The sequence below is a fragment of the Neorhizobium sp. 2083 genome, from assembly GCF_031455615.1.
Lineage (GTDB): Bacteria > Pseudomonadota > Alphaproteobacteria > Rhizobiales > Rhizobiaceae > Neorhizobium.
This window is the reverse complement of record NZ_JAVDTC010000002.1, coordinates 480,930-504,548: the sequence shown is the minus strand read 5'-3', so window position 1 is coordinate 504,548 and position 23,619 is coordinate 480,930. Positions and strand designations below refer to the sequence as shown.

The 23,619-nt window shown below is 63.0% G+C and carries 29 protein-coding genes; 10 read left to right on the top strand and 19 right to left on the bottom strand.

Going from position 1 to position 23,619, the window contains the following annotated elements; genetic code table 11:
- Nucleotides 1–2: 2 nt before the first annotated feature.
- From J2X76_RS10670 to J2X76_RS10650, 5 genes are all read right to left on the bottom strand, one after another.
- Entirely contained in the window at nt 3–623 is a 621-nt protein-coding gene (locus J2X76_RS10670; protein WP_113286640.1) for a hypothetical protein, read from the bottom strand.
- Between the two features lie 99 nt (nt 624–722).
- Nucleotides 723–848, bottom strand: a complete 126-nt coding sequence (gene ykgO / locus J2X76_RS10665; RefSeq protein WP_003497670.1) for a type B 50S ribosomal protein L36 — start codon at nt 846–848, stop codon at nt 723–725.
- A gap of 123 nt (nt 849–971) precedes the next feature.
- Entirely contained in the window at nt 972–2,051 is a 1,080-nt protein-coding gene (locus J2X76_RS10660; protein ID WP_310215765.1) for a 5-(carboxyamino)imidazole ribonucleotide synthase, read from the bottom strand.
- The gene (gene purE / locus J2X76_RS10655; protein ID WP_007757842.1) at nt 2,048–2,545 is read right to left on the bottom strand and encodes a 5-(carboxyamino)imidazole ribonucleotide mutase; all 498 of its coding nucleotides are present in this window, start codon (nt 2,543–2,545) and stop codon (nt 2,048–2,050) included. The genes J2X76_RS10660 and purE overlap by 4 nt, the downstream gene beginning before the upstream one ends.
- 13 nt (nt 2,546–2,558) lie before the next feature.
- Nucleotides 2,559–2,762, bottom strand: a complete 204-nt coding sequence (locus J2X76_RS10650; protein WP_113126400.1) for a YdcH family protein — start codon at nt 2,760–2,762, stop codon at nt 2,559–2,561.
- 230 nt (nt 2,763–2,992) lie between these two features.
- On the opposite strand from J2X76_RS10650, the gene J2X76_RS10645 reads away from it, so the two are divergent.
- Nucleotides 2,993–3,169, top strand: a complete 177-nt coding sequence (locus J2X76_RS10645; RefSeq protein ID WP_007757839.1) for a YdcH family protein — start codon at nt 2,993–2,995, stop codon at nt 3,167–3,169.
- Between the two features lie 147 nt (nt 3,170–3,316).
- On the opposite strand, the gene J2X76_RS10640 is transcribed toward J2X76_RS10645, so the two are convergent.
- Together J2X76_RS10640 and J2X76_RS10635 are read right to left on the bottom strand one after the other, a co-directional pair.
- Nucleotides 3,317–3,577: a helix-turn-helix transcriptional regulator gene (locus J2X76_RS10640; RefSeq protein WP_113126401.1), complete on the bottom strand. Its 261-nt coding sequence runs from the start codon at nt 3,575–3,577 to the stop codon at nt 3,317–3,319.
- Between the two features lie 114 nt (nt 3,578–3,691).
- Nucleotides 3,692–4,462, bottom strand: a complete 771-nt coding sequence (locus tag J2X76_RS10635; RefSeq protein ID WP_113286638.1) for a sulfite exporter TauE/SafE family protein — start codon at nt 4,460–4,462, stop codon at nt 3,692–3,694.
- A gap of 130 nt (nt 4,463–4,592) precedes the next feature.
- On the opposite strand from J2X76_RS10635, the gene J2X76_RS10630 reads away from it, so the two are divergent.
- Together J2X76_RS10630 and J2X76_RS10625 are read left to right on the top strand one after the other, a co-directional pair.
- Nucleotides 4,593–5,246 (top strand): thiamine phosphate synthase, encoded by a 654-nt coding sequence (locus J2X76_RS10630; RefSeq protein ID WP_310215753.1) that lies wholly within the window; start codon nt 4,593–4,595, stop codon nt 5,244–5,246.
- Nucleotides 5,246–6,391, top strand: coding sequence for a tetratricopeptide repeat protein (locus tag J2X76_RS10625; RefSeq protein ID WP_113126404.1), 1,146 nt, complete (start codon nt 5,246–5,248; stop codon nt 6,389–6,391). Before J2X76_RS10630 ends, J2X76_RS10625 begins: the two co-directional genes overlap by 1 nt.
- Before the next feature lie 126 nt (nt 6,392–6,517).
- Here the strand turns inward: J2X76_RS10625 and J2X76_RS10620 are convergent, their stop codons facing one another.
- Together J2X76_RS10620 and J2X76_RS10615 are read right to left on the bottom strand one after the other, a co-directional pair.
- Nucleotides 6,518–6,853 carry a hypothetical protein gene (locus tag J2X76_RS10620; RefSeq protein ID WP_310215750.1) on the bottom strand — a complete coding sequence of 112 codons (336 nt, stop codon included), beginning with the start codon at nt 6,851–6,853 and terminating at the stop codon, nt 6,518–6,520.
- Complete coding sequence (locus J2X76_RS10615) at nt 6,850–6,996, bottom strand: hypothetical protein (RefSeq protein WP_310215747.1); 147 nt, start codon at nt 6,994–6,996, stop codon at nt 6,850–6,852. Before J2X76_RS10615 ends, J2X76_RS10620 begins: the two co-directional genes overlap by 4 nt.
- A gap of 53 nt (nt 6,997–7,049) precedes the next feature.
- On the opposite strand from J2X76_RS10615, the gene J2X76_RS10610 reads away from it, so the two are divergent.
- From J2X76_RS10610 to J2X76_RS10595, 4 genes are all read left to right on the top strand, one after another.
- Nucleotides 7,050–7,850: an inositol monophosphatase family protein gene (locus J2X76_RS10610; protein ID WP_113126406.1), complete on the top strand. Its 801-nt coding sequence runs from the start codon at nt 7,050–7,052 to the stop codon at nt 7,848–7,850.
- A gap of 158 nt (nt 7,851–8,008) precedes the next feature.
- Nucleotides 8,009–9,061 carry a flagellar motor protein MotA gene (locus J2X76_RS10605; RefSeq protein ID WP_113126407.1) on the top strand — a complete coding sequence of 351 codons (1,053 nt, stop codon included), beginning with the start codon at nt 8,009–8,011 and terminating at the stop codon, nt 9,059–9,061.
- Nucleotides 9,062–9,064: 3 nt separating this feature from the next.
- Nucleotides 9,065–10,096 (top strand): peptidoglycan -binding protein, encoded by a 1,032-nt coding sequence (locus J2X76_RS10600; protein ID WP_113286634.1) that lies wholly within the window; start codon nt 9,065–9,067, stop codon nt 10,094–10,096.
- A gap of 63 nt (nt 10,097–10,159) precedes the next feature.
- Nucleotides 10,160–10,378: a hypothetical protein gene (locus J2X76_RS10595; RefSeq protein WP_113126409.1), complete on the top strand. Its 219-nt coding sequence runs from the start codon at nt 10,160–10,162 to the stop codon at nt 10,376–10,378.
- Here the strand turns inward: J2X76_RS10595 and J2X76_RS10590 are convergent.
- Nucleotides 10,362–11,645 (bottom strand): glucoamylase family protein, encoded by a 1,284-nt coding sequence (locus J2X76_RS10590; protein WP_310215741.1) that lies wholly within the window; start codon nt 11,643–11,645, stop codon nt 10,362–10,364. The two genes, J2X76_RS10595 and J2X76_RS10590, sit on opposite strands and share 17 nt — an antisense overlap.
- Nucleotides 11,646–11,765: 120 nt before the next feature.
- Nucleotides 11,766–13,562, bottom strand: coding sequence for an ABC transporter transmembrane domain-containing protein (locus J2X76_RS10585; RefSeq protein ID WP_310215739.1), 1,797 nt, complete (start codon nt 13,560–13,562; stop codon nt 11,766–11,768).
- A 187-nt stretch (nt 13,563–13,749) separates the two neighbouring features.
- On the opposite strand from J2X76_RS10585, the gene rpmE reads away from it, so the two are divergent.
- Both rpmE and J2X76_RS10575 read left to right on the top strand, forming a co-directional pair.
- Nucleotides 13,750–13,971: a 50S ribosomal protein L31 gene (rpmE, locus tag J2X76_RS10580; protein WP_113126412.1), complete on the top strand. Its 222-nt coding sequence runs from the start codon at nt 13,750–13,752 to the stop codon at nt 13,969–13,971.
- A gap of 128 nt (nt 13,972–14,099) precedes the next feature.
- Entirely contained in the window at nt 14,100–14,579 is a 480-nt protein-coding gene (locus tag J2X76_RS10575; protein ID WP_310216538.1) for an AAA family ATPase, read from the top strand.
- Between the two features lie 50 nt (nt 14,580–14,629).
- On the opposite strand, the gene J2X76_RS10570 is transcribed toward J2X76_RS10575, so the two are convergent.
- The 3 genes from J2X76_RS10570 to J2X76_RS10560 all read right to left on the bottom strand — a co-directional run bounded on the left by J2X76_RS10570 (nt 14,630) and on the right by J2X76_RS10560 (nt 17,116).
- Nucleotides 14,630–15,142, bottom strand: coding sequence for a DUF1465 family protein (locus tag J2X76_RS10570; RefSeq protein ID WP_113286867.1), 513 nt, complete (start codon nt 15,140–15,142; stop codon nt 14,630–14,632).
- A 466-nt stretch (nt 15,143–15,608) separates the two neighbouring features.
- On the bottom strand, nt 15,609–15,800 hold the full coding sequence (locus J2X76_RS10565) for a DUF1192 domain-containing protein (protein WP_113126414.1): 192 nt from the start codon (nt 15,798–15,800) through the stop codon (nt 15,609–15,611).
- Nucleotides 15,797–17,116 carry an MFS transporter gene (locus tag J2X76_RS10560; RefSeq protein ID WP_113126415.1) on the bottom strand — a complete coding sequence of 440 codons (1,320 nt, stop codon included), beginning with the start codon at nt 17,114–17,116 and terminating at the stop codon, nt 15,797–15,799. Before J2X76_RS10560 ends, J2X76_RS10565 begins: the two co-directional genes overlap by 4 nt.
- A 190-nt stretch (nt 17,117–17,306) precedes the next feature.
- On the opposite strand from J2X76_RS10560, the gene J2X76_RS10555 reads away from it, so the two are divergent.
- The gene (locus tag J2X76_RS10555; protein WP_310215732.1) at nt 17,307–17,474 is read left to right on the top strand and encodes a hypothetical protein; all 168 of its coding nucleotides are present in this window, start codon (nt 17,307–17,309) and stop codon (nt 17,472–17,474) included.
- 8 nt (nt 17,475–17,482) lie between these two features.
- Here the strand turns inward: J2X76_RS10555 and J2X76_RS10550 are convergent, their stop codons facing one another.
- The 5 genes from J2X76_RS10550 to J2X76_RS10530 form a co-directional block, all read right to left on the bottom strand.
- The gene (locus J2X76_RS10550) at nt 17,483–18,400 is read right to left on the bottom strand and encodes a PhzF family phenazine biosynthesis protein (RefSeq protein ID WP_310215730.1); all 918 of its coding nucleotides are present in this window, start codon (nt 18,398–18,400) and stop codon (nt 17,483–17,485) included.
- A gap of 111 nt (nt 18,401–18,511) precedes the next feature.
- Nucleotides 18,512–18,958: a hypothetical protein gene (locus J2X76_RS10545; RefSeq protein ID WP_310215728.1), complete on the bottom strand. Its 447-nt coding sequence runs from the start codon at nt 18,956–18,958 to the stop codon at nt 18,512–18,514.
- A gap of 196 nt (nt 18,959–19,154) precedes the next feature.
- The gene (locus tag J2X76_RS10540; protein ID WP_310215726.1) at nt 19,155–20,051 is read right to left on the bottom strand and encodes a fructose bisphosphate aldolase; all 897 of its coding nucleotides are present in this window, start codon (nt 20,049–20,051) and stop codon (nt 19,155–19,157) included.
- A gap of 219 nt (nt 20,052–20,270) precedes the next feature.
- The gene (locus tag J2X76_RS10535) at nt 20,271–21,473 is read right to left on the bottom strand and encodes a phosphoglycerate kinase (protein ID WP_310215724.1); all 1,203 of its coding nucleotides are present in this window, start codon (nt 21,471–21,473) and stop codon (nt 20,271–20,273) included.
- 230 nt (nt 21,474–21,703) lie between these two features.
- A complete protein-coding gene (locus J2X76_RS10530) occupies nt 21,704–23,584 on the bottom strand; it encodes a potassium/proton antiporter (protein ID WP_310215723.1) in 1,881 nt (626 codons plus the stop codon).
- Between the last annotated feature and the right edge of the window lie 35 nt (nt 23,585–23,619).

Sequence of the window (23,619 nt, the reverse complement as noted above, 5' to 3'; positions counted from 1 at the left end):
GCTCAGGTCCGGTTGCCGGCAAGCTTCTCGGAAAGCTTGGTCACGGCTTCCTGGGCGTCGCGGTCGGCGGGGTAGACGGCGAGATAATCCTGCCATGCCTTCAGCGCCAGCTCGTCCTTGCCGGCTTCCGTCAGGATGCCGGCCATGCCGGCCAGCGCACCAAAATGGCGCGGCTCGCGCTTCAGCACCTCGGCGATGTCGGCCATGGATTTGCGGGGATTGCCCATCGTGTAATGCAGCGTCGCGCGGCGGTTCCAACCCTCGGCGAAGGCCGGATCGAGCACGGTCACCTGATCGAGGAAATCGAGTGCCGCGGCGTTGCGCTTTTCCTTGATGGCGGTCGCCGACCACTGCATCAGCAAGTTGACGGTGGCGCTGCCCGAATCGTTGAGGTCGGCGATGATCTGGCTGGCGATGCCGCGTGCCTTGTCCGGATTGCGCTCGCGTTTCAAGGCGTCGAACAACGTGTCCACGGGCCGGCCCGTTTTCTGGGCGACGGCCGGGGTGACCGGAGCGGCGGCGGGCGGGGCTGCTGGCGGCTTTGGCGTCGCGGTCTGGGCGAGAGCGGACGAAGCGGTAAGACTCGCGGCGAGAATCAGGGTGCTGAAACGAAAATAGCGCATGCGGATAAGGTAATCCGCCTGCGCCTAAGGTCAAACCCGATTTGTCGTGTTATCGACAATTTGATCGGCTGCGGCCGAGACCGGAGCCGAATGCGCGTATCAGCCCTGACGAGCCTTGAAGCGCGGGTTCTGCTTGTTGATGATGTAAACGCGGCCCTTGCGGCGAACCAGACGGTTATCGCGGTGACGAGCCTTCAGCGCCTTGAGCGAGTTCTTGATCTTCATTTTCCTGGTCCAGCAGTCTGTGGGCTTAAAGCCGCATGTCTATCAATCAAAAGCGCGCCGCCAGGATTCTTCGAGGGGCGCGCTCTCAGTTGGGCGTGCAGATAACCCGAGCCAGTCTGCATGTCAACCTTGTGACGCCGTTTTCAGGCCTTTCAATTCGGTCACATGGCCCATTTTCCGGCCCGGCCGGGATTCCGTCTTGCCGTAGAGATGTACCAGAACCTCATTGCGGGCGAGCCAGGCCGGTACGTCCAGAATATCGTCGCCGATGAGATTGGTCATCACGCAGTCGGAGTGACGGAGAGGGCTGCCGAGGACCAGGCCCGCGACGGCGCGGATATGCTGCTCGAACTGCGAGACGACGCAGGCAGCCTCCGTCCAGTGGCCGGAATTGTGGACGCGCGGGGCGATCTCGTTGGCGATCAGCGTTCCGTCCGCCATGACGAAGAACTCCATGCCGATGACGCCGACATAATCGAGCGCGGCGAGCAGTTTTTCGGCCGATTCGCGAGCGGTCTTCGCCGTCGCGTCGGAAATCCGGGCGGGCAGGGTCGAGGTATGGAGAATGCCGTTGCGGTGGACGTTCTCGGCCGGATCGTAGCAGGCAACGGTGCCGTCCTCGGCGCGGGCGGCGATGATCGATACCTCGCGTTCGAAGGGCACGAAGCTCTCGAGGATGAGCGGCACGCCACCAAGCGCGTCATAGGCGCCGGCGGAACTGTCCCCGGCGGAGCGGAAAACGCGCTGGCCCTTGCCGTCATAACCCATCCGGCGGGTCTTCAGCACGCCCTTAGCCCCGAAATCGGCGAGCGCCGTTTCGAGGTCGGACTGGCTGTCGACGGCATGGAACCTGGCAGTCTCGATGCCGCAGGAATTCAGGAAGCGCTTTTCGGTCAGCCGGTCCTGCGACATGTCGAGGGCCTTGGCCGGCGGATGGACCGGGACCGAGCGCTGCAGCGTCTCGGCGGCGGCAACCGGTACGTTCTCGAATTCGTAGGTGACGACGTCGCAGCGGCTGGCGAGCTCGGCAAGCGCTGCCGGATCGTCGTAGGCTGCGGTGATCTGGGCGTTGGCGACCTGGGCTGCCGGGCAGTCGGCCTGCGGTTCGAGCACGATGGTGCGGAAATTCAGCCGGGCCGCGGCCATGGCCAGCATGCGGCCGAGCTGACCGCCGCCGATAATGCCGATCGTCTGGACGGTCATGGAGCCTCGTCGATTGGGTAGTCGGCGACGGCGGCGCTCTGGCGGGCGCGCCATTCGTCGAGCCGGTCGGCGATCTCGTCGTCGTTGAGGGCAAGGACGGCGGCGGCGAGAAGGGCGGCGTTAATGGCGCCGGCCCGGCCGATCGCCAGTGTCCCGACCGGAATGCCGGCCGGCATCTGCACGATCGAGAGCAGGCTGTCCTGGCCGGATAGCGCCTTCGACTGAACCGGCACGCCGAACACCGGCAGCGGCGTCATGGCGGCGGTCATGCCGGGCAGGTGCGCAGCACCGCCGGCACCGGCGATGATCACCTGGAAACCTTCGGCACGGGCGCCCTTGGCGAACTGCATCATCCGCTCCGGCGTGCGATGCGCCGAGATGATACGGGCCTCGTAGCCGATATCCAGCGCTTCCAGCGTATCGGCGGCGTTCTTCATGGTCTCCCAGTCGGACTGGCTGCCCATGATGATGGCGACGGCAGGTCTTTCAGACATGGCGGCCCTCTCTTTAAGCGATGATGTCCGGAACGATCTGATCTTCGAACTGCGTGATCTTGTCCTTCAGCGACAGTTTCTTCTTCTTCATGCGCTGCACGCGCAGGGCATCGCAGCCGACCTGGATCATGGCGTTGATTGCCGCGTCGTAATCCTCGTGTTCCTGCCGAAGTTTCGCGAGCGCCAGCCGGATATCCGCCTGTTCCTGATCTGCCATATTCCAGTCCCCATTCTCACGTCCGCATTTTCAGCGACGGTCGGCCATGTCCGCAAGCCTCTACCACCAAACCGCGTTAACGGGAAGTTAGACACGGTCACGAATTTGCCCACTTGAAACCACGATTTCACCTTCGACAAACCCTGCCGATCGTGTCACACTTCCTTCGTAAACCTGAAGCCTCGGCATTAGGGAATGCCGTGGTAGGTACCAAGGAAGGAACATGCCACATGACCGTCCAGGCTCATATCGCATCGCTTGAAAAGAAGCACGGCGCTTTGGAGGAGGAGCTCCAGGCAATTCTCGCGTCCCCCTCCGCCGACGATCGTGAAATAGCCGAGCTCAAGCGGCGCAAGCTGCGCATCAAGGACCAAATGCAGCGCCTAAAGGCAACCACGCGTCATTAGTTCCTCAGTTAGGAGAACCCGCCGCTCGCCCGGTGTTTAATCAGTCAGAGGCGCATATTTTAAAGCGGCAAAAAATCCAGAAATATCAATGACAAACTTCTGGTCGTGGCAAGGGCGCTTAAACCTTGCGGTTCGAACGCCCGAACGTCACGACCAGAACTGATCAAGCCACAGGTTCAGCCTGTCGAAACCCTTGCTGTTGACGGAATAGATGCGCCGCGTGCCTTCCGCCGTCACATTCACCAGATTGCTATCCAGAAGCGCCTTCAGATGCTGCGACACCGCCGGCCGACTGATCGGCAGGCCCTGCGCCAGCTCGTTCACGGTTCGCGGAGCGCGCCGCAATTCCTCCAGCAGATACCGCCGGTTAGGATCAGCTATGGCTGCGAAGGGATCCAGGGTCGTCATGTTTCGAACTTACGGGAATCGTCCGCACACGGCAAGATTTATTGTGCGTCGCAACAATCCCTTTTGCCTTATTTTGCGTTGCTTTTTTAGACGCGCCGCACCCGCGTTGCCGGATCAGAACGAAAGGCCGTCCCACAGCAGTTTCAATCCGGCGCAGAATGCCAGGCCGTAGGTCATCGGATAGAAGGTTTCCGCCTTGAGGTGCTTGACGATCGCCGCGCCGATCATGGTCGCGACCAGTGCCACCGGCAGCAGGGTTGCGGATATGGTCAGGTTTTCCCTGTCGAGGGCGCCGAGAAGGAAATAGGGGATGACCTTGACCGCGTTGACGATCGCAAAGAAGCGGATGCTGGCCCCGGTATAGGATTTCGGGTCGAGCCGCATCGGCAGGACGTAGATCTGGAAGGGCGGTCCGCCCGCATGGGCGACGAAGCTCGCGTAACCGGAGAGCGCGCCCCAGAAGGTGGCGGCGACCGGACGGTGCGGCAGGGGAGCCCGCGGGTGGCCGGAGCGGGGGCCGTAGACCTGCCAGAAATAGCGCATGGTAAACAGGATCGTCGCGACCGCGATGACGAGGCGCAGCGCATTGTCCGAGACATAGGCCGAGGTCGCCCAGCCGAGCGCGATGCCGATAATGCCGCCGGGCAGGATCATCAGCAGCGTCTTGCGGTCGTTGAAGTTCCGCCACGACCACAGCGCGACGATGTCCATGACGATCAGGATCGGCAGGAAGATCGCCGCCGCCTTGACCGGGTCCACGGCGAGCGACATCAGTGGCACGCCGAGCAGCCCGATGGCGCCGCCTATGCCGCCCTTCGAGAGGCCGACAACCAGAACAGCGGGGATGGCGAAGGTGAAGAATGCGAGGCTGAGCGTATCGGGCATGAAGACTCGGGGTCGGGGAGGAGTGAAGCGAGGGAATGGTTGATCCTGCAGTCTGTCCGGTCTATCGAATTTGCGGACAGAAAACGAGTGCGGATTTTCGCAAGCCGATATCCGCCGAACGGGAAGAAACATGACCGGACAGGAAGACCGCTGCCGCCTCGTGCTGATCGTGCCGCACCAGGACGACGCCGATCGCCAAGCCAAGGATCTCGAAGCAGCACTTGCCGGCGGCGACGTCGCCTCGGTGATCCTGCCGCAATACGGCCTTGACGACCAGGCGTTCCAGAAGCGCGCGGAAGCACTGGTCGAACTGATCCAGGCGGCGGGTGCCGCAGCATTGATCTCCGGCGACAGCCGGGTGGCCGGCCGGATCAAGGCGGATGGCCTGCATCTCGGCGGGGACCTGACGGAGCTGGAGGAAACGATCGAGAAATTCGTGCCGAAAATGATCGTCGGTTCCGGCGGTGCGGCTGACCGGCACCAGGCGCTGGCGATCGGCGAACTTCGCCCCGACTACATCTTCTTCGGCAAGCTCGACGGCGACATCAAGCTCGAAGCGCATCCGAAAAATCTTGCGCTCGGCGAATGGTGGGCCTCGATGATCGAGATTCCTTGCATCGTCATGGGCGGCACCGATCCGGCCTCGGCGCTGGCCGTTGCGCAGACCGGCGCCGAATTCGTGGCGCTGAAGGGAGCTGTCTTTTCCAACCCGAAGGGACCCGCCGCCGCGGTCGCCGAAGTCAACGCCATTCTGGACGAAAAAGCGCCACGGTTTGAGGCTTGATGGAGCCCATGCCGTCGAACCGCCTTTCCCGCGTGATTCTGAAAGGGCTGCTGGCGACGCTCGTCGCTTCGGCGGCGATGCCTTCACTTGCGCTGGCGCAGGCGAACTCCAGGGCGGTCACGCGGCCGGTGGAGCCCGATCTGCAGCCGATGAAAAAGGGCCGGGTCGAGATCCAGCCGGTACCGGGCGCGGCGCAGGGGAGCAAGGAGCCCGAGGGCCAGCCGAATGGCATCGTTCCTTCGGGCGGCGTCGAACTTTACCAGCGCATGGGGGCGACCCTGCCGCCCGCGCCGGCCGAAAAGGCCTATGCCGGCACCGTCGACGATGCCTATGGTGCCTATCAGCGCGGCATGTACGTGACGGCGCTCGACAAGGCGCTGACCAGGGCCGGGGCCGGCGATGCGGCGGCGCAGACGCTGGTCGCCGAAATGATGACCAAGGGGCTCGGCATCAAGCGCGACGCCAAGACCGCGGCGTTCTGGTACCAGAAGGCGGCCGAGGGCGGCGATCCGGCGGCGATGTTCCAATATGCGCTGCTGCTGATGACGGGGCGCGACGTGCCTCGCGATAAGCGACAAGCCGACGATTTCATGCGCAGGGCCGCCGAAGCCGGCAACGGGTCGGCCCAGTTCAACTGGGCGCAGATCCTGGTTTCCGAAAATCCGGGCGACAAGGGCCTGCATCTGGCACTGCCCTTCTACGAAAAATCCGCAAGGCAGGGGGTGGCCGATAGCCAATATGCGGTGGCGCAGCTCTATGCGACGCTGAAGGACCTGCCGCCCGAGAAGAAGGCACGGGCCCGCGAGTGGCTTGAGCGCGCCGCCGACGCCGGTTTCGACACCGCCCAGCTCGACATGGGCCTCTGGATGGTCAACGGCGTCGCCGGAGACCGAAATTACGAAAAAGGTTTCGAGTGGCTGCGGATCGCCGCCCATCGCGGCAACGTGGTGGCCCAGAACAAGCTCGCCCATCTCTATATCAACGCGCTCGGCACCCGGCCGGACCCGGTCGAGGCCGCGAAATGGTATGTGCTGTCGCGCCGTGCAGGCCTGCAAGATCCGGAGCTCGAGGACTTCTATCTCGGCATCAACGAACAGACCCAGAAACAGGCGATCGAGGCAGCGAACAAGTTTCGCCGAGGGTGAGGCGCGACGGCTTGCCGTCAAAACGCTCCAGTGGAGCGTTTTGAGCGCCGAACGCGCTGAGCCAAAGCGAAGCGCGGGAGACGGCGCGGCAAACTCCCTTCCACTTCACCGGGGAGGCCGGTCCACTCAGTTCGCCGACAATGCGTGCCCGACGATCAAGGCGTGGCCTGCCGCCAGCACGACGATCACGAAGAGCCAGAGCACTGCATAGAGGACCGGCTTATCGGAAGTCCTGCGGTCGAAGCGCGGGCCAAGCGCGAAGATGATGGTCGAGACGAGTGCGACTGCTGGAACGATCGACAGCGCAAAGGGTGCCGGTGCATAACGGTTCAGCGTGCCGTCGAAGCCGAAATGCACGGCCAAGTCGGCGCCCGGCATTATCGTGGACCACACGGCAATGGATGCCGTGGCCATGGTGGCAAGCAGCGCGAGGCTCAAAGTCAGCGGCAGCGCGGTCTTCATTTTGCATTCCCCCGCGTCGATATGGAAGCAAGAGCACCAATTTTACAGAAGCGGCCGGCGGCGGCAATGCCCGCATTCCGGCGGACGGCTTGAATTTCGCGCTGTTTTATGGTCTTGAAGCCGCCAATCAAAAAATCGCTCATAAAACGCCGTCCCGTCCAGACGATAAGTCGGGACAACCCCAAGGATTTCCCGCATGGCCCGCTCCGCCCTTCTCAATGTCATGGTTCAGGCTGCCCTCAAGGCAGGCAAGTCGCTTTCGCGAGATTTCGGCGAGGTGCAGAACCTGCAGGTTTCGGTGAAGGGCCCGGGCGATTTCGTGTCCCAGGCGGATATGAAGGCGGAGAAGATCGTCCGCGACGAGCTGATGAAGGCGCGTCCGACCTACGGTTTCCTCGGCGAGGAGAGCGATGAACTGAAGGGTACCGACGGCGCGCATCGCTGGATCGTCGATCCGCTCGACGGCACCACCAACTTCCTGCACGGCATTCCGCAGTTCGCGGTGTCGATCGCGCTCGAGCGCAATGGCGAAGTCGTTGCCGGCGTGGTGTTCAACCCGGCGACGGACGAGCTGTTCACCGCCGAAAAAGGCGGCGGCGCCTTCATGAACGACCGCCGCATCCGGGTCGCCGCGCGCCGCGTGCTGTCGGATTGCGTTATCGGCTGCGGCCTGCCGCATCTTGGCCGCGGCAACCACGGCAAGTTCCTGGTCGAACTGCGCCATGTGATGGGCGAAGTGGCCGGCATGCGCAGTTTCGGCGCCGCCGCTCTCGACCTTGCCTATGTGGCCGCCGGCCGTCTCGACGGTTTCTGGGAAACCGACCTTATGCCGTGGGACATGGCCGCCGGCCTGATCCTGATCCGCGAGGCAGGCGGCTTCGTTTCGGACATGAAGGGCACGACCGACATCTTCGGCAGCGCCAATCTCGTCGCAGGCAACGAGCTTATCCAGAAGGCGCTGGTCGAAGTCGCCAACCGGCCCATTCCGACCCGTTGAACAACCCGTCGACCGGCCCGCTGAGGTATTTTTGCGCCACCGGGCGGCTTAGATCTTCCGTACTCGATAGCTGACTGTTTTCCGAAGCTTCCGCACTTCAATTCGTCGCAATTTTCAACTAGCCTCCGGCGCGCAGACTACCGGAGGCGAAGCATATTATGGCGAATGCGACAGTGGACGATTTGGACGCGTCTGAAACGGGCCGCGGCGGCTATGCCTACAAACTCTCCAATCCGGCTTCGTTTTTATGGACGATGCTGATCTTCCTGATCATCGTCGGTTTCGTCGCTTCCATCCTCTACCGCCAGGCCGCCCACGCCTTCCAGACCAATCCGGGTCTGAACAGCCTCATTCTCGGCGTTCTCCTGATCGGCGTCCTCCTGGTCTTCAACCAGGTGATCGCGCTGATGCCGGAAGTGCGCTGGTTCAACTCCTTCCGCGCCGCCGGCAGCGCCGATAAAGTCGGCCGCGAGCCGCGCCTGCTCGCGCCGATGCGCACGCTGATCGGCGGCCGCCGCAAGATGGCGTTGTCGACCAACGCCTTCCGCTCGATCCTCGATTCGATCGGTACGCGCCTCGACGAATCACGCGACACGTCGCGGTACCTGATCGGCCTGCTCGTCTTCCTCGGCCTGCTGGGCACGTTCTGGGGCCTCATTGAAACGATCGGCTCGATCAGCAACGTCATCGGGGCGCTCGATCCGAATTCCGGCAGTTCCAACGATGTGCTCGCGGCCATCAAGAGCGGTCTTGCCCAGCCGCTCTCCGGCATGGGCACAGCGTTCTCGTCGTCGCTGCTCGGCCTTTCCGGCTCGCTGATATTGGGCTTTCTCGACCTGCAGGCCGGCCGTGCCCAGAACCGCTTCTATACGGAACTGGAAAACTGGCTGTCCTCGGTGACCGATCTCGGATCGGACATGCCGCCGGTCGTCGCCGAAACCATCGCGAGCGGCTCCTCCGACGATATCAGGGCGCTGACCGAACAGCTGCGCGCTCTGGCTTCCGCCCAGACCAAGGGACCGGTCGATGCCCAGCAGAACGAACGGTCGCTGTCGGCCATGGCCAATCTCGCCGAGGGCATTCAGGGCCTGGTGAAGAACATGCGCAACGAACAGCAGATGCTGCGCGACTGGATCGAGGCGCAACAGGAAGAATCAAAGGCGCTTCGCCGCACGCTCGACCGGCTTTCCGACAAGATCGGGGGGAAGTAAGCGATGGCGCTCGGCAAGAACCGCCGTCGCGAGCGGGGGGTCGACTATTGGCCGGGTTTCGTGGATGCGCTTTCCACGCTGCTGCTCGCCATCATGTTCCTGCTTACGGTCTTCGTGCTGGCGCAGTTCCTGCTCAGCCGCGAAATCACCGGCCGCGACGAGGTGCTCAACCGGCTGAATGGCCAGATCGCCGAACTCACCCAGCTTCTGGCGCTCGAAAAGAGCAACAACCAGGATGCCGAGGATCAGCTGGCCAACCTGCAGTCGTCGCTCGCCACCGCCGAAGCCGACCGCTCGCGCCTGCAGCAGCTCCTGAACCAGGGAACCGGCAATAGCAGCGCCGCCAGTGCCCGCATCGGCGACCTCACCAACCAGCTCAACCAGGAACAGCAGCTGAGCGCGCGCGCCGCAAGCCAGGTCGAGCTGCTCAACCAGCAGATCGCCGCCCTCCGTGCCCAGATCGCCGCCGTCGAACAGGCTCTGCAGGCCTCGGAAGCCAAGGACGCCTCTTCGCAGGCGCAGATCTCCGATCTCGGCCGGCGCCTCAACGTCGCGCTGGCGCAGCGCGTCCAGGAGCTCAACCGCTACCGCTCGGACTTCTTCGGCCGGCTCAGGGAGATCCTGTCGGACCGGGAGAACATCCGCATCGTCGGCGACCGTTTCGTGTTCCAGTCGGAGGTACTCTTCCCCGTCGGCGGCAACGAACTCGACCCGGCCGGCCGGGTGGAGATGGACAAGCTCGCAGCCGCGCTTCTCGACCTTGCCAAGGAAATCCCGGCCGAGATCAACTGGGTGCTGCGCGTCGACGGCCATACCGACAATTCGCCGCTTTCCGGCACCGGCCGCTACCGGGACAACTGGGAGCTTTCCTCGGCCCGCGCCACGTCGGTGGTCAAATACCTGATCTCCAAGGGCGTGCCGGCCAACCGGCTGGTCGCGGCCGGTTTCGGCGAGTTCCAGCCGATCGCGCCGGGCGATACGCCCGAGGCCCGCTCCCAGAACCGCCGCATCGAGCTGAAGCTCACCGAGCGGTAAATCCGGCTATTTTCATATCGCTAAAGGCCGTCGCATCGCAAGCGACGAGGAAGAACCCACGGAATGGCCGAAGACAAGCCGGACATGGACGCCGTTATAAAGGCGGTCGCCGAAAGCCCTAGACGCGACAACAGCGCCTATCACAAGGCCATCGCCGAGGCGCGCCAGGCCTTCGAAGATGCCGAGGCAAAGCTTGGCGGGCCGGTCGAGGTGCGGACCAAGACCAAGATGAAGCGCAACGGCGACTACGTGGTGAAATGGACGTTCAAGCGACTGAAATAGGCATTTCAGGCGTTATGGAATGGCCGGCCGACGTGAACCCCAAACGGCTGAGACCACGGCGAACCTCCGGCGCGTTCATGAACAGGCGCCACAGCAGACCGGATCGATAGTTCTCGATCATCGCGATGATCGGGCCCTGATCGATCGCGAGATAGGTGCCGGCCACCCAGCCCGTCTTCGGGGCGAACGAATCGACAAAGCCGAATGCGCCGAGCAGCTTGCCGTCGCCGTAGTGAAGCAATGCGCGCATGGCGCTTTCCGCCTCGGCAGGCAGGAAGGGGAGGCTCGAGAGGGCCGCGGTCGGGGCGATGACGCCGCGATCGAATGTCGGCGAATGGGCGCCGTAACCCTGCGGCCCGTCGGATGCGCTGAGGCCCCAGACCCCGGCACCGGCATAGTCGGGCACGGTCAAACAATAGTCGTGGTTGATGCGCGTATGCGCCACGGCCTGGTCGCGGTAGTTGCTGCAATAGCGGTCGCTCAGGCCCCGCGGATCCAGCGCGCAGAAGGAATAATGCGAGATGAACAGCGGCCCGCCATAGGGCTCGCCCAGCGGAAGCTTCGTTCCGAGATAGGTCTCGCCGTTCAGCATGGCGCCCGAGCGTGCCCAGCCCGCATGGTAGCTTTCCGGCCTGATCGGATGGGTGTCCGAGCCTGCCGCCAGGACATAACAGGACAAGGCCTCGTTCCAGCCGCGGATCGGCAGGTTCATCGCCCAGTCGTAATTCGGGCTCCAGTGCCAGTAGAGAGCGTCGTCCTTGCCGCGGGTGAACCAGTCCCACTCCACCTCGTCGAACAATCGCGTGACATCCGCCCGCAATTTCTCTTCCCGGGTGGTCTCTCCGGCGAAATATTCCCGTGCGCAGATCAGCCCTTGCATCAGCAGCGTCGTTTCGACGAGGTCGCCGCCGTCGTCACGTCCTGAAAAGCGGATGACGTCGCTCGTGGAGCCGTCGATGAAATGCGCGAAGGCACCGTGGAAGGTCGGCGAATGCCTCAGGCGATCGATGATGGTCGATATGCGTGCGAGCGCCTGCGACCGCGTGATCCACTGGCGTTCGGAGGCGACGATGATGGCAAGCACCCCGAAGCCGACGCCGCTGATCGAAACCATATTCGGGGAGGGCGCGCCGGAGACAAAGCATTTGTCGAACGGCAGCCCCGATTCGGGATGGGCACCGTCCCAGAAGAAGCGGAAGGTCCGGGACTGTATCTTGTCCAGGCAATCATCGAGGGACAGGCTGGGCGGCAGTTGACTGAAATTCATGGACCTCGAGCTTCTGGCGGCAATAGTATACGCGATACTGGCGGTTCTGCGATAGGTAGGCACTCTGCCCGCCCGGTTCACGTCCAGCCTGGACCGGGCGAAACACGTTGGCGTGAAGGATCAGAGCGCGGCGGCGCTCTGCCGTTCGATGTCGTGGAACTGCAGGCGGGCGAGCTTGGCGTAGAGCCCTCCCTCGGCGATCAGGCTCTGATGCGTGCCTTCCTCGACGATCCGCCCATTTTCCAGAACCAGGATGCGATCGGCCTTCAGCACCGTCGCCAGCCGGTGGGCGATGACCAGCGTGGTGCGGTTCTGCATCAGTCCGTCGAGCGCCTTCTGGACCAGCGTTTCGCTTTCGGCATCGAGAGCCGAGGTCGCCTCGTCGAGCAGCAGGACGGGGGCGTCCTTCAATATGGCGCGGGCAATCGCGATGCGCTGGCGCTGGCCGCCGGAAAGGGTGATGCCGCGTTCGCCGGCCAAGGTGTCATAGCCGTTGTCGAGCTTGGAGATGAACTCGTCGGCCTGGGCGGCCATCGCCGCGGCACGGACCGCCTCGCGGCTTGCATCCGGTGCGCCAAAAGCGATGTTGTCGTGGATCGATGCGGCGAAAATGGTCACGTCCTGGGGCACGATGGCGAGGCGCGAGCGCAGGTCGGCAAGCTTTGCCTGACGCAAGTCGATACCGTCGAGCTTCACCGTGCCGGCGGAGGGATCGTAGAAGCGCAGCAGCAGCGAGAAGATCGTGCTCTTGCCGGCGCCGGACGGCCCGACGATCGCTACCGTCTCACCGGATTTCACCTTGAGCGACAGCGAATTGAGCGTGATGGCGCTGACGCGGGCGGGATAAGCGAAGGAGACCGTCTCGAACTCGACTTCGCCACGCGACGGGGAGGGGAGCGCGACCGGATTTTCGGCATCGCGAATGGCCGGGACCTCGTGCAGGAGCTCGGTCAGCCGCTCGGCGGCGCCGCCGGCTGCGGAAAGCTCGCCCCAGACTTCCGAAAGCTGGCCGAGCGAGCTGGCGGCGATTACCGAATAAAGCACGAACTGGCCAAGCGTTCCGGCGGTCATGGTGCCGGCCAGCACGCTCTGGGCGCCGTACCAGAGCACGCCGACGATGCTGCCGAAAACGAGAAGAATGCCGAACCCGGTCAACAGCGCACGGGCCTTGATCGCGGTGCGGGCGGCATCATAGGCGCTTTCGACCGTGCTGCCGTAACGGCCGTTGGCGGTTTTCTCGCCGCCGAAGGCCTGGACGGTGCGGGTGGCGCCGATCACCTCGGACGCGAAGGCCGAGGTCTGGGCGAGCGTGTCCTGGGCGGCGCGGGAACGTTTTCTGACCGAGCGGCCGAAGCCGACCAGCGGAAACACGATCAGCGGGATGGCGCCGAGCACCAGCGCGGAAAGCCGCGGGCTCGTATAGATCATCATGCCCATCGCGCCGAGACAGAGGATGGTGTTGCGCAGCGCCTGCGAGGCGGCGGAGCCGAAAGCGGACTTGATCTGGGTCGTGTCGGCGGTCAACCGCGAGACGATCTCGCCCGACTGGTTGACGTCGAAGAAGGACGGCGACAGCGACGTCACATGCGAAAACACCTCGCGGCGGAGGTCGGCCACGACCCGTTCGCCGATGGTGATGACGTAGTAGTAGCGCATGGCGCTGGCGACGGCGAGCAGCGCTGCCAATGCCAGCAGCATGCCAAAGTAGTTGTTGATGAAATGGCCGTCGGAAGAGGCAAAGCCATGGTCGACCATGCGGCGCACGGCGAGCGGCAGGGCAAGCGTGGTTGCGGCCGCGAGCACGAGGAAAACGATTGCCGCGGCGACCATCGAACGATAACGGGCAAGATAGGGAAGGAGCCTTGCAAGCGGTCTTAGGGCTCTGCCTCTCGGCTGGTTTTCTCGGGCGTCTGCCACGTCATCTCCATAGGCTCGAAAGGCTCATTTCTCGGCCTTGCGGGTACTTGTACTTCCGGCGACCTTCCTGTATAGGCTCCGCATCGAATTGGGAAGCCGTGACCAGACCGGTCTGCGGCTTCATTTATTAAAGAGGCCTCTCGCTCGCAATTGCGACAAATGGACCTCGCAGCGCAGGAATATCGACATGAAGGCTGGCATCCATCCGCAATACCACGTGATCAAGGTGGTCATGACCGACGGCACCGAATACGAAACCCGCTCGACCTGGGGTTCGGAAGGCGCAACCATGAACCTGGAAATCGACCCCAAGTCCCATCCGGCTTGGACGGGCGGCAACCAGCAGCTCATGGACCGCGGCGGCCGCGTTTCCAAGTTCAACAAGCGTTTCGGCGGCCTCGGCCTCTAATACGCTTCTTGGCGGACAAGATAGGAAGAGCCTGGCGCGAGCCGGGCTTTTTCGTTTCTCGTATTTGACGGGGGGAGCCGTTGAAAGGACAGTCCGATATTCCGGCAGCATTCCGGCGGATCGTGATCATGGGCAATGGCGGTTCCGGCAAGACCTGGCTGGCGCGGCGGCTGCCAGAGCCGCTCGGCCTGCCGCTCGTTCACCTCGACGACGTGCACTGGGAACCGGGCCGCTACGGGATCGCACGCGACAGGGCTGTCGTGCACGGTGATGTCCGGACGATCACGGCGGGAGAGGCCTGGCTGATCGAAGGTGTCTATGGCCTTTATGTCGATATCGCACTACCGAGGACGACGACGTTGATCTGGCTTGATCTGAGCGAGGAGGAATGCCTGGCGAATATCATGCGGCGCGGCATCCAAGGCGGTGAAAGCCAGGAGTCCTTCGACGGGCTGCTGAAATGGGTGTCTGAATACAAAGCCCGAAAGAACAATTGGAATTCGTTCGACGGTCATCTGAAGCTTTATGAAAGCTTTTCAGGCGAGAAGGCCCGGCTGACGAACAGGGCCGAGGTCGATGCCTATACGGAGCGTTTCTTGCAGGCATGAAAAAGCCGGCGCAGAGGGCACCGGCTTTGATCCTGGCGAAAAAGGGCTTATCAGCTGCCGAAGGCGGTGCGCAGCAGGCTGAGCTGGGCGCGGACGCTGTTTTCGTTGTCCGGCAGCACGGCTGCGTCGGCCGGGCGGTAGATTTCGCGGTCGAGAATGGCGACGCGGTTCTGGAGGCGCAGCGAACGCTCGACGAGGTCGCGGAAACCTTCCGGCAGATCGAGCCAGCCCGGAGCATTGCGGTCGACGTTGAAGCCGTCGAGGCGGACCTTGCTCTTTTCCGACATCACCTGTTCGCGGCTCATTTCGCCATTGTTGACGGCGCGCTGCAGAAGCAGCCAGGAGGCCATCTGCATGAGGCGGGTGGTGAGCCGCATGGACTCGGCTGCGTAAAGGACGGATGCCATGCGCGGCAGAACCTTGGAAGCGGCGCGGCCGGTACCGTCGAGGTAGCTCGCAGTCTCCTCGACCAGCGACATGCCCTCGGAGTACAGAGCCTTGAACTGCGAAGACGCAGCGGCGCGGCCTGCAAAACTTACGGTATTCAATCCCTGTTCGGACATCGAGATCATCCTGCTTAACGCAATCACATTCAGGCAATGACAACGGCGGATAAAAGTTCCCATGCCGTTCTGATGGCTTGAAGATGATACTTATAATGGAAATCCGCAAGGCGTTTCTTAAGGAAAGGTTAATACCCACAAGAAGTGGTAAACGGCCACCATGTTCCTGAAATGAGACGCATTTCACGCCCCAATACAGGACTTTGTTGCTCTGGGAAAGCCGGCAGAAAAACGTTGGCCTTGCAACGCGCGCGGCAAGACATGGGACCGGGCCGGCAAGGTCCCAAAAAAGAAGAGCCGCGGAAAGGCGGCTCTCAAGGTAAAACAGGGAGAAATCAGACCATTCGCCGAATGGTGAAACTGTCTGAGTCCAGGAAGCCTGAACGTCCCCATATTCTCAGATGATGATTAATATAGTCTTAAAAGTAAGCAGAAATACTTAGCATTCTTCGCTGCGGTCCGGCGTTCAGGATCGGAACAAATTGTCCGCCGCGCGCCGGCCGGCCGCCTTTGTCTCCTTCTCGGCCTCGATCCGGGCGATCTCCTGCCTCAGGAGGCCGATTCGCGATTCGAGCTCGTCCACCGACAGCATGGAGAGGTCGCAGCCGAGTTCGTGGGTGGTGGGCTTCTTCGGCCGGTCGTCGTCGAGAAAGCTCATGATGCCTCCTTCCTTGCGTTCATTTCTGGCCTGGCGTTCATGTCCGGCCTGGCATTGGCTTCCGGCAATGAGCCGCTGGTCTTGGCGCGCGGGTCGAGCGACAGGCTTTCCGGCGTGGCAAGCGGAGAGGTCGAGGCCGGCGCGGTCGTGTAGGCTTCGCGCTCGGCGACTGGGATGGGTGCCCGCTGGCGGCTGCGGATGATCGCGTAGGCGGTCACCAGAAGGTGGGCACCGGCCGTCACCGCAAACAGCGCATACGGGCCGGCCCAGGTCATCACCGGACCGCCGAGCGTGGGGCCGATGATCGTGCCGATGCCATAGAGAAGAAGCAGGCCGCCTGAGACTTTCACGAAGTCCTCCGGGGCAGCAAAGTCGTTGGCATGGGCAACCGCGATCGGATAGAGCGCGTTGGCGGCGGCTCCGTAGATCGCCACCAGCACGACGATGTCGTAGGTGCCGGATGGCCGGACCAGCACGATCGCCAGGCCCGCGAGCGCTGCCGCGGCCGAGAGGCCGGCGAGCACGTGGCGGCGGTCCATCCGGTCCGACAGCCGGCCCGCCGGAAACTGCATGATCGCGCCGGCGAAGATGGTGATGCTGACCATCGCCGCGACCGCTCCCTGGTCGAGGCCGGCACGCGTGCCGAAGACGGCGCCGAGCGTGCCATAGGCGCCGTTGGCGACGCCGATCAGGAGAATGCCGATGCAGGAGATCGGCGAGTTGCGGAAGAGGGCGCGCAGATCGAGCCGGGCGCGCTTCAGCGGTTGCGGCGACGCGGCTTTGGAAAGCGTGGTCGGCAGTGCCGCAAGGCTGTAGAGGATGCCGCAGATCATGAACAGCGTCGGCGTCGCGATATCCGCGAACGGCACCATGAGCTGGCCCCCGACGACGCCGAAAAGGGTGATCGAGATATAGAAGGAGAAGATCGTGCCGCGGCTTTCGCTGGTGGCGCGCTCGTTGAGCCAGCTTTCGATGATCATCGAGGTGCCGGCGGTGCAGAAGCCGGTGATGGCGCGCAGCACCAGCCACGTGTTCTGGTCGACCAGCAGTCCGGTCAAAAGCACGTTGAGGCAGATCAGCGACAGGAAGCCGGAAAAGGCGCGGACGTGGCCGATGCGGCGCACCACGTTGGGCGCCACGAAACAGCCGATCACGAAGCCGGATGCCCAGGTCGTGCCGAGCAGGCCGAGCACTTCGTTGGAATATCCCTCCTGCGCACCCCGCACCGGCAGAAGCAGGCTCTGCAAGCCATTGCCGAGGAAAAGCAGAAGCGTACCGCAGAGGAGGGCGAGGATTGGAAGGAGGTTTCGTCTCATCTTTGCTACTGTCAGCTCTCTGCGCGAATGCGATCAATCACGGCTTCACCGGCAAGCATTGTTGCATGCGGATGAACCGGGCGTTAACGAAAGCGAAGCGGATTAGCTATTCCTCGAATCCCCTCCACATCTATCTGTCGTGGGGCGCAAAAATGTCCAGCCTGTGGCGGACGAGATCGGCAAGGCGGAGATGACAAAGACAATCGCGGTCCTTCTGGTCCTCGCCATGCTGATACAGATCATCAAGCCGCTCAATTTGCCGGGCATGAGGCGCCGAGGCGATTTCTGGAAGCTCGCCGTTGTCGCCTTCGCGGTCTGGAGCGTCGCGCTGATCCTGCGCGAATTCACCACACTCTGACGCCGAGACTAGACGTCGATGGAGCCGCGCATGACGGGCACGCAGCGGCCGCTGATGGTGACATCGGTGACGGTACCGGCCGACTTGACGACATCGAGCTCGATAATGCTGCGGCGGCCCATCTCGACGCCCTGTTCGATCGTCACATGCACCCCGGCATCCTTCTCCGGCGCCTGCGTGACCAGGAAGGCGGACAAGGCGGCGGAGGCGCTGCCGGTGGCCGGATCTTCCATGACATTGTCGAGCGGCGCGAACATGCGGGCGCGGAGGCTCCAAGGCGTTTGCGGGCTGCGGACATAAAGGAAGACGGGGAAGTCGAGCCCGGCGCCGGCGTGTCTTGCGGCAGCCTCATGGAACATCGTGATGTTCGGCCGGGCGGCGGCAAGCGCGTCGAGGCTATCGAGTTCGGCGATCGCGAAGGCGAGGCCGACGGAGGCGAAGACCGGTTTGTGGGCGGTGGTGCGGATGTGTTCCGCATCGATCGAAACGCAGCCGGCTATGAGGCTCGGCTCGATCTCGGCGCCGATCTCCAGCGGGCGCGGCGCGCGGATCGTTGCGCCGATCACGCCGGCCGCGTCCCGCAGCAGCCCGACCTCCACCAGACCGGCGATCTCTTCGAAACGAAGCTGGTCGGTGACCGGCTTGCCGAACAGGTCGGGGCGCTGGCCGAGCACGTAAGCGGTGCCGACATTGGGATGGCCGGCAAAGGGGATTTCCATCGTCGGGGTGAAGATGCGAACCCGGGCGCTGTTCTCCGGATTTTCCGGCGGTAGAACGAAGGTGCTTTCGGCATAGTTGAACTCGGTGGCGATCTGCTGCATCTGCCGGTCGGTGAGCCCGCGCGCATCCGGCACGACGGCGAGCGGATTGCCGGCGAAACGCTCGGTCGTGAACACATCGACGGTGACGAAATCGGCGGTCGGCATGGCGAAACTCTCCGGAAGCGATGCCGGATTTAAAGCCTCGCCGACCGTCAATACCAGCCAATGTTTTTGATCGTGATCATCACGGGAATGAAAGCGATCGGCGCCATCGGCTCAGATAAGGCCGTGATCACGCATCGCCTTTTCCTCGTCGCCGGTGATATAGGCGAAAATCCTGGGCGCGCCATCGGCGATCGTCACCAGATAGAAGTTGGTGAAGCGCACATTGCCGGCTTCGCCCGCCTTGTTGACATAGGAAAAATCCCAGCCGACTTCGGCAAGCGCATGAAGATCATTGAGGCAGGTGATCTTCACGCCGGTAATGTCCATCCGCTTGCCGCCGACATCACGATATCGGGCGAAACCCTGCGGGATGACTTCGCGGAACGCTGCGTCATTGGCTCCCCCCAATACCCCTTGCGGTGCCGAGCCGACAAAATAGGCGGCGAAAAATGCGGCGATGCCGGCGACGTCTACCGACGCTGCGTCCTTCAGGGCGTCATTGCTGGTCCGGCCGTATTCATCGAACAGTCTGCGGACCTTGGTTTCCATTTCCGTCATGGGCAACCTCCCTTCCAGCAAGGAACGCCGTTTCGCCGGTTCGGTTCATATGTATTTTGATGCCGCGACAAAACAGAAAGGCCGCTCCGTTGCCGGGGCGGCCTTCTTCCTCCTCCTTGAAAAGGCGCTCCTCAAGCGGCCTTTTCGATATCCTTTTTCCAGCGGCCCTTGGCGGCCCCAGGCCCTGAGGGCCCGGTCAGGACTTGTTGACGCTTGCTGCGTAGATCTGATCGATCGTCGCAGCGATGCTCGCGTTGAAATCGGCGTCGCTCATCGAGACGCGCAGGTTTTCCGCCAGAGCGCGCGAGAAGCTGGCGATCATGCCATGGTTGCGGCTGAGCTTTTCGCAGGCATCCGCGGTGCTGTAGCCGCCGGAAAGGGCGACGACGCGGATGACCGACTTGTGAGCGACCAGGGGAGCGTAGAAATCGGCGACCGTCGGGATCGTCAGTTTCAGCATGACCTTCTCGCCTGCCGGAAGCTTGTCGAGCCGCTCGGCGATCTCGTCGCGCAGGATCGCTTCGGCCTGTTCCTTGGTCGGGCTCTTGATGGAAACTTCGGGCTCGATGATCGGCATGAGGCCCTGGCCGATGATCTGGCGGGCGACCTGGAACTGCTGCTCCACGACGGCGGCGATGCCGCCCTTGTCAGCATGAGCGATCACCGACCGCATCTTGGTCCCGAAAATCCCTTTTTCGCGACCGCGGATCAGGAGAGCATCCAGATCGGGCATCGGCTTCATCGTCTGAACGCCGTTTTCCTCGGCATTCAGGCCCTTGTCGATTTTGAGGAAAGGCACCACGCCGCGCTTTTCCCAGAGGTAGGACGGAACGGGCTCACCATCGACGTCGCCGTCCATGGTCCGCTCGAACAGGATGGCGCCGATAACCTTTTCGCCCGTGAAGGCGGGGGCGCTCATGATGCGGACGCGCATGGCATGCACCAGGCGGAACATCTCTTCGTCGCCCTGGTAGTCGGTGTCGGACACGCCGTAAAGACGCAGCGCTCCAGGTGTTGAACCGCCGCTTTGGTCCAGCGCCGCGATAAATCCGGGCGCGGAACTCATCTTGTTCAACATCTTGGCGTCCACCATACTACACTCCTGTCCCTAAGTTGGCGCGCAACGCGCGCATGTCTCCCTAAGCTTTCATTCGCGGATAACAGAAGTTTTTTTAAAGGGAAATGCACCCTTAAGTTATTGAAACGATTGAAATGCTTTCAATCGTTTAAAATATCTAAAAAATTTTAAACCCGTTAACTCCGAAGCGCGCCGCCCTATATGGCGCGCTCCCTGTTTCCCGGGCCGGCCAGGTCAGGCCGCCTTGACGAGCACGGAGACGCCCGGCAGTTCCTTGCCTTCCATCCATTCCAGGAACGCGCCACCGGCAGTCGAGACATAGGAGAAGTCGTCGGCAGCACCGGCATGGTTGAGGGCCGCGACCGTATCGCCGCCGCCCGCCACCGAGGTGAGCTTGCCGGCTTTCGTCTGGGCTGCGGCATGTTGCGCGGCGGCGACCGTCGCCTTGTCGAAGGGTTCGATCTCGAAGGCGCCGAGCGGACCGTTCCAGACGAGCGTCGAGGCCTTGGAAATCCACTCGTTGACGGCTGCGACCGATTTCGGGCCGACATCAAGCATCATCGCGTCGGCCGGGATGGCGGCGATATCTACCACTTCGTTGGCGGCTCCCGCCTTGAATTCGCGGGCGACGACGCCGTCGACCGGCAGCACGATGGCGCAATTGGCGGCTTTCGCTTCCGCCAGGATCGTCCGGGCGGTGTCGGCAAGGTCGTGCTCGCAGAGCGACTTGCCGACATCGATACCCTGCGCGGCGATGAAGGTATTGGCCATGCCGCCGCCGATCACCAGCGCATCGACCTTCTTGACCAGGTTCTGCAGGAGGTCGATCTTGGTCGATACCTTGGCGCCGCCGACGATGGCGACGACCGGGCGGGCCGGATTGCCGAGGCCCTTTTCGAGCGCTTCGAGTTCTTCCTGCATGGTGCGGCCGGCATAGGCGGGCAGGTGGTGTGCCAGCCCTTCCGTCGAGGCATGGGCGCGGTGGGCGGCCGAGAAGGCGTCGTTGACGAAGATGTCGCCGTTCTTGGCGAGCGCCTCGGTGAAGGCCGGATCGTTCTTTTCCTCGCCCTTGTGGAAACGGGTGTTTTCGAGAAGCAGGATATCGCCGTTCTTCATGGCTGAGATCGCCTGTTCGGCTTCCGGGCCGATGCAATCGGAGGCGAAGAGGATTTTTTGACCCAGCACTTCATTGACTGCCGAGACGATCAGCGAGAGCGACATGTCGGCGACCGGTTCGCCCTTCGGGCGGCCGAAATGGGCCAGCAGGATGACCTTGGCACCCTTCTTGGCCAGTTCCAGAATGGTCGGCGCGACGCGTTCGATGCGGGTCGCATCCGTCACCTTGCCGTCGGCGACGGGAACGTTGAGATCGACGCGCACGAGCACGCGCTTGGCTGCGATATCGGTGAGGTCGTCGAGGGTCTTGAAGGCCGGCATGATGTCAATCCATTGACTCGGGAAATGTGCAGCGGACCATACTATGCCTGACCGCCGACGCAAGGCGATTGGTTGCGACCATCCCCTTTCCGTGAGCCGCCTATGGGGAATGGTCGCTCATTTTATCGTGGGAATGCGGAAGGTGGAGGGTTTTATTCAGGCTCCTGCCGACAAGCCGCACAAGGACCGCGGGCAGGGATACCCGGCGCTCCGGCTGAGCTTTCGCTCCTCTATGCCGATCCTTCCGGCGGCACCGCGCCCGGCTTCACGGGCACGTGCTTGCCGCGATATTTGCGGATGAGGTCGCGGATGCGGTGGGCGATCTCGCGCATGTTGATGAAGATCGGCAGGTTGGTCGCCGGCTCCACCGGCTCCAGCGAAATGCCGATGCTGCGGACGTGTTCGTGCTCGTCGAGTTCGCGCACGATCAGGATGATCGAGCCGAAGCGGATGCGGTCGGCATAATCCGCCCTTCCGCCGAGACGCGACGTGATCAGGTCGCCGATTGTCATGTTCTGCTCGTTGGCGGAGAGCAGGCCGGGGCCATAGGCCGCGTCCAGCTCCTTGGCGGGCCTTGTCGGCGAGATCGCAAACGCGCCGAAAAATTCCGCGTCGTCCTCGTCGACCGGCACCTGGCTTGCGAAGATGCGGTCGAGCAGTTTCGAATAGGCGGGCGAGATGAACAGGTAGACCTGGTCGTTCTCCTTCAGCCGGCCGGCATATTGATAACGCATGCTGCGGCCGTCGCGGATGACCAGCGATGGCATCGCCCAGCGGGGAATGCGCTCGCCCTGCAGGATGGGGCTGCCCTTCATGACGCGGTAGGAGATCAGCTCGTGATGGGCGGTACCCGGCAGGTCGAGCTCGACCTTGTCGACGGCGCCGATGCGCGGCGGGATGATCAGGCCGAGCTTGTGGGCGACCGGCTTGATCGTCCAGCCCTGGACGAGGAGCGAGACCAGCACGATGATGAAGGTGATGTTGAAGAACAGCTGGCCGTTCTCGACGCCGCTCAGGATCGGCATGATCGCAAGCAGGATGGAGACGGCGCCGCGCAGGCCGACCCAGGCGAGGAAGCTGGTCTCCTGCTGGGTGAAATCGTAGGGCAGCAGGCTCAGCCACACGGCGATCGGCCGGGCGACGAAGATAAGGAAGAGGGCGAGCCCGATCGCCGGCAGAAGGATGGCCGGGAATTGCGACGGCGTGGCGAGCAGGCCGAGCACCAGGAACATGATGATCTGGGCGAGCCAGGTCAGTCCCTCGTTGAAACGGACGATCTGCGGCTTGGCGAACATCTTGCGGTTGCCGGAATAGATGCCGGCGACATAGACCGCCAGGAAGCCGCTGCCGCCCATGGCGCCGGTGAAGGAAAAGACCAGCAGCGCCAGCGTCAGCACGAAGATCGGCGCCAGGCCGCGGTCGGAGGTGAAGCGGTTCAGCACCCAGACGATCATCATGCCGCCGAACAGGCCGAAGAGGACGCCGAGCCCCATTTCCTCGACGAACAGGAACAGGAAATGCAGGTCGAGGCCGGAAAAACCCTGTCCGGTCGCGAGAAGCTCGGCAAGCGCGATGGTCAGGAAGATCGCCATCGGGTCGTTGGTGCCGGACTCGACCTCGAGCGTCGAGCGCACCTTGTCGCGGATGTTGATGCCGCTGACGCGCAAAAGGAAGAAGACGGCGGCCGCATCCGTGGAGGCGACGATCGAGCCGAGCAGCAGGCCTTCGAGCCAGTTGAAATCGAGGAAGATCGTCGCGGCGAAGGCGAAGATGCCGGCCGTCAGCAGCACGCCGGCCGAGGCGAGCGTGACCGCCGGCGCGGCGGCCATCCGGAACGAGTGGATGGGGGTCATGAAGCCGGAATCGAACAGCACGATCGCCAGCGCCAGGGAACCCAGCATGAAGGTGAAGGAAAAGTTCTCGAACTGGATGCCGAGCCCATCGACGCCGGCGAGCAGGCCGATCGACAGGAAGATCAGGAGAAGGGGCGCACCGAAGCGGAAGGCGAGGAGGCTCGAAAGGGCAGCCGCCAACACCAGGACCGTGCCGACCAGCAGGACGATATAAAAAGCCTCCACCTGGAACGTCCCTTCCTTGTCCCCGCGCCTCATACGATCCCCGCCCGCAGCCCCGGAACCGGAACTGT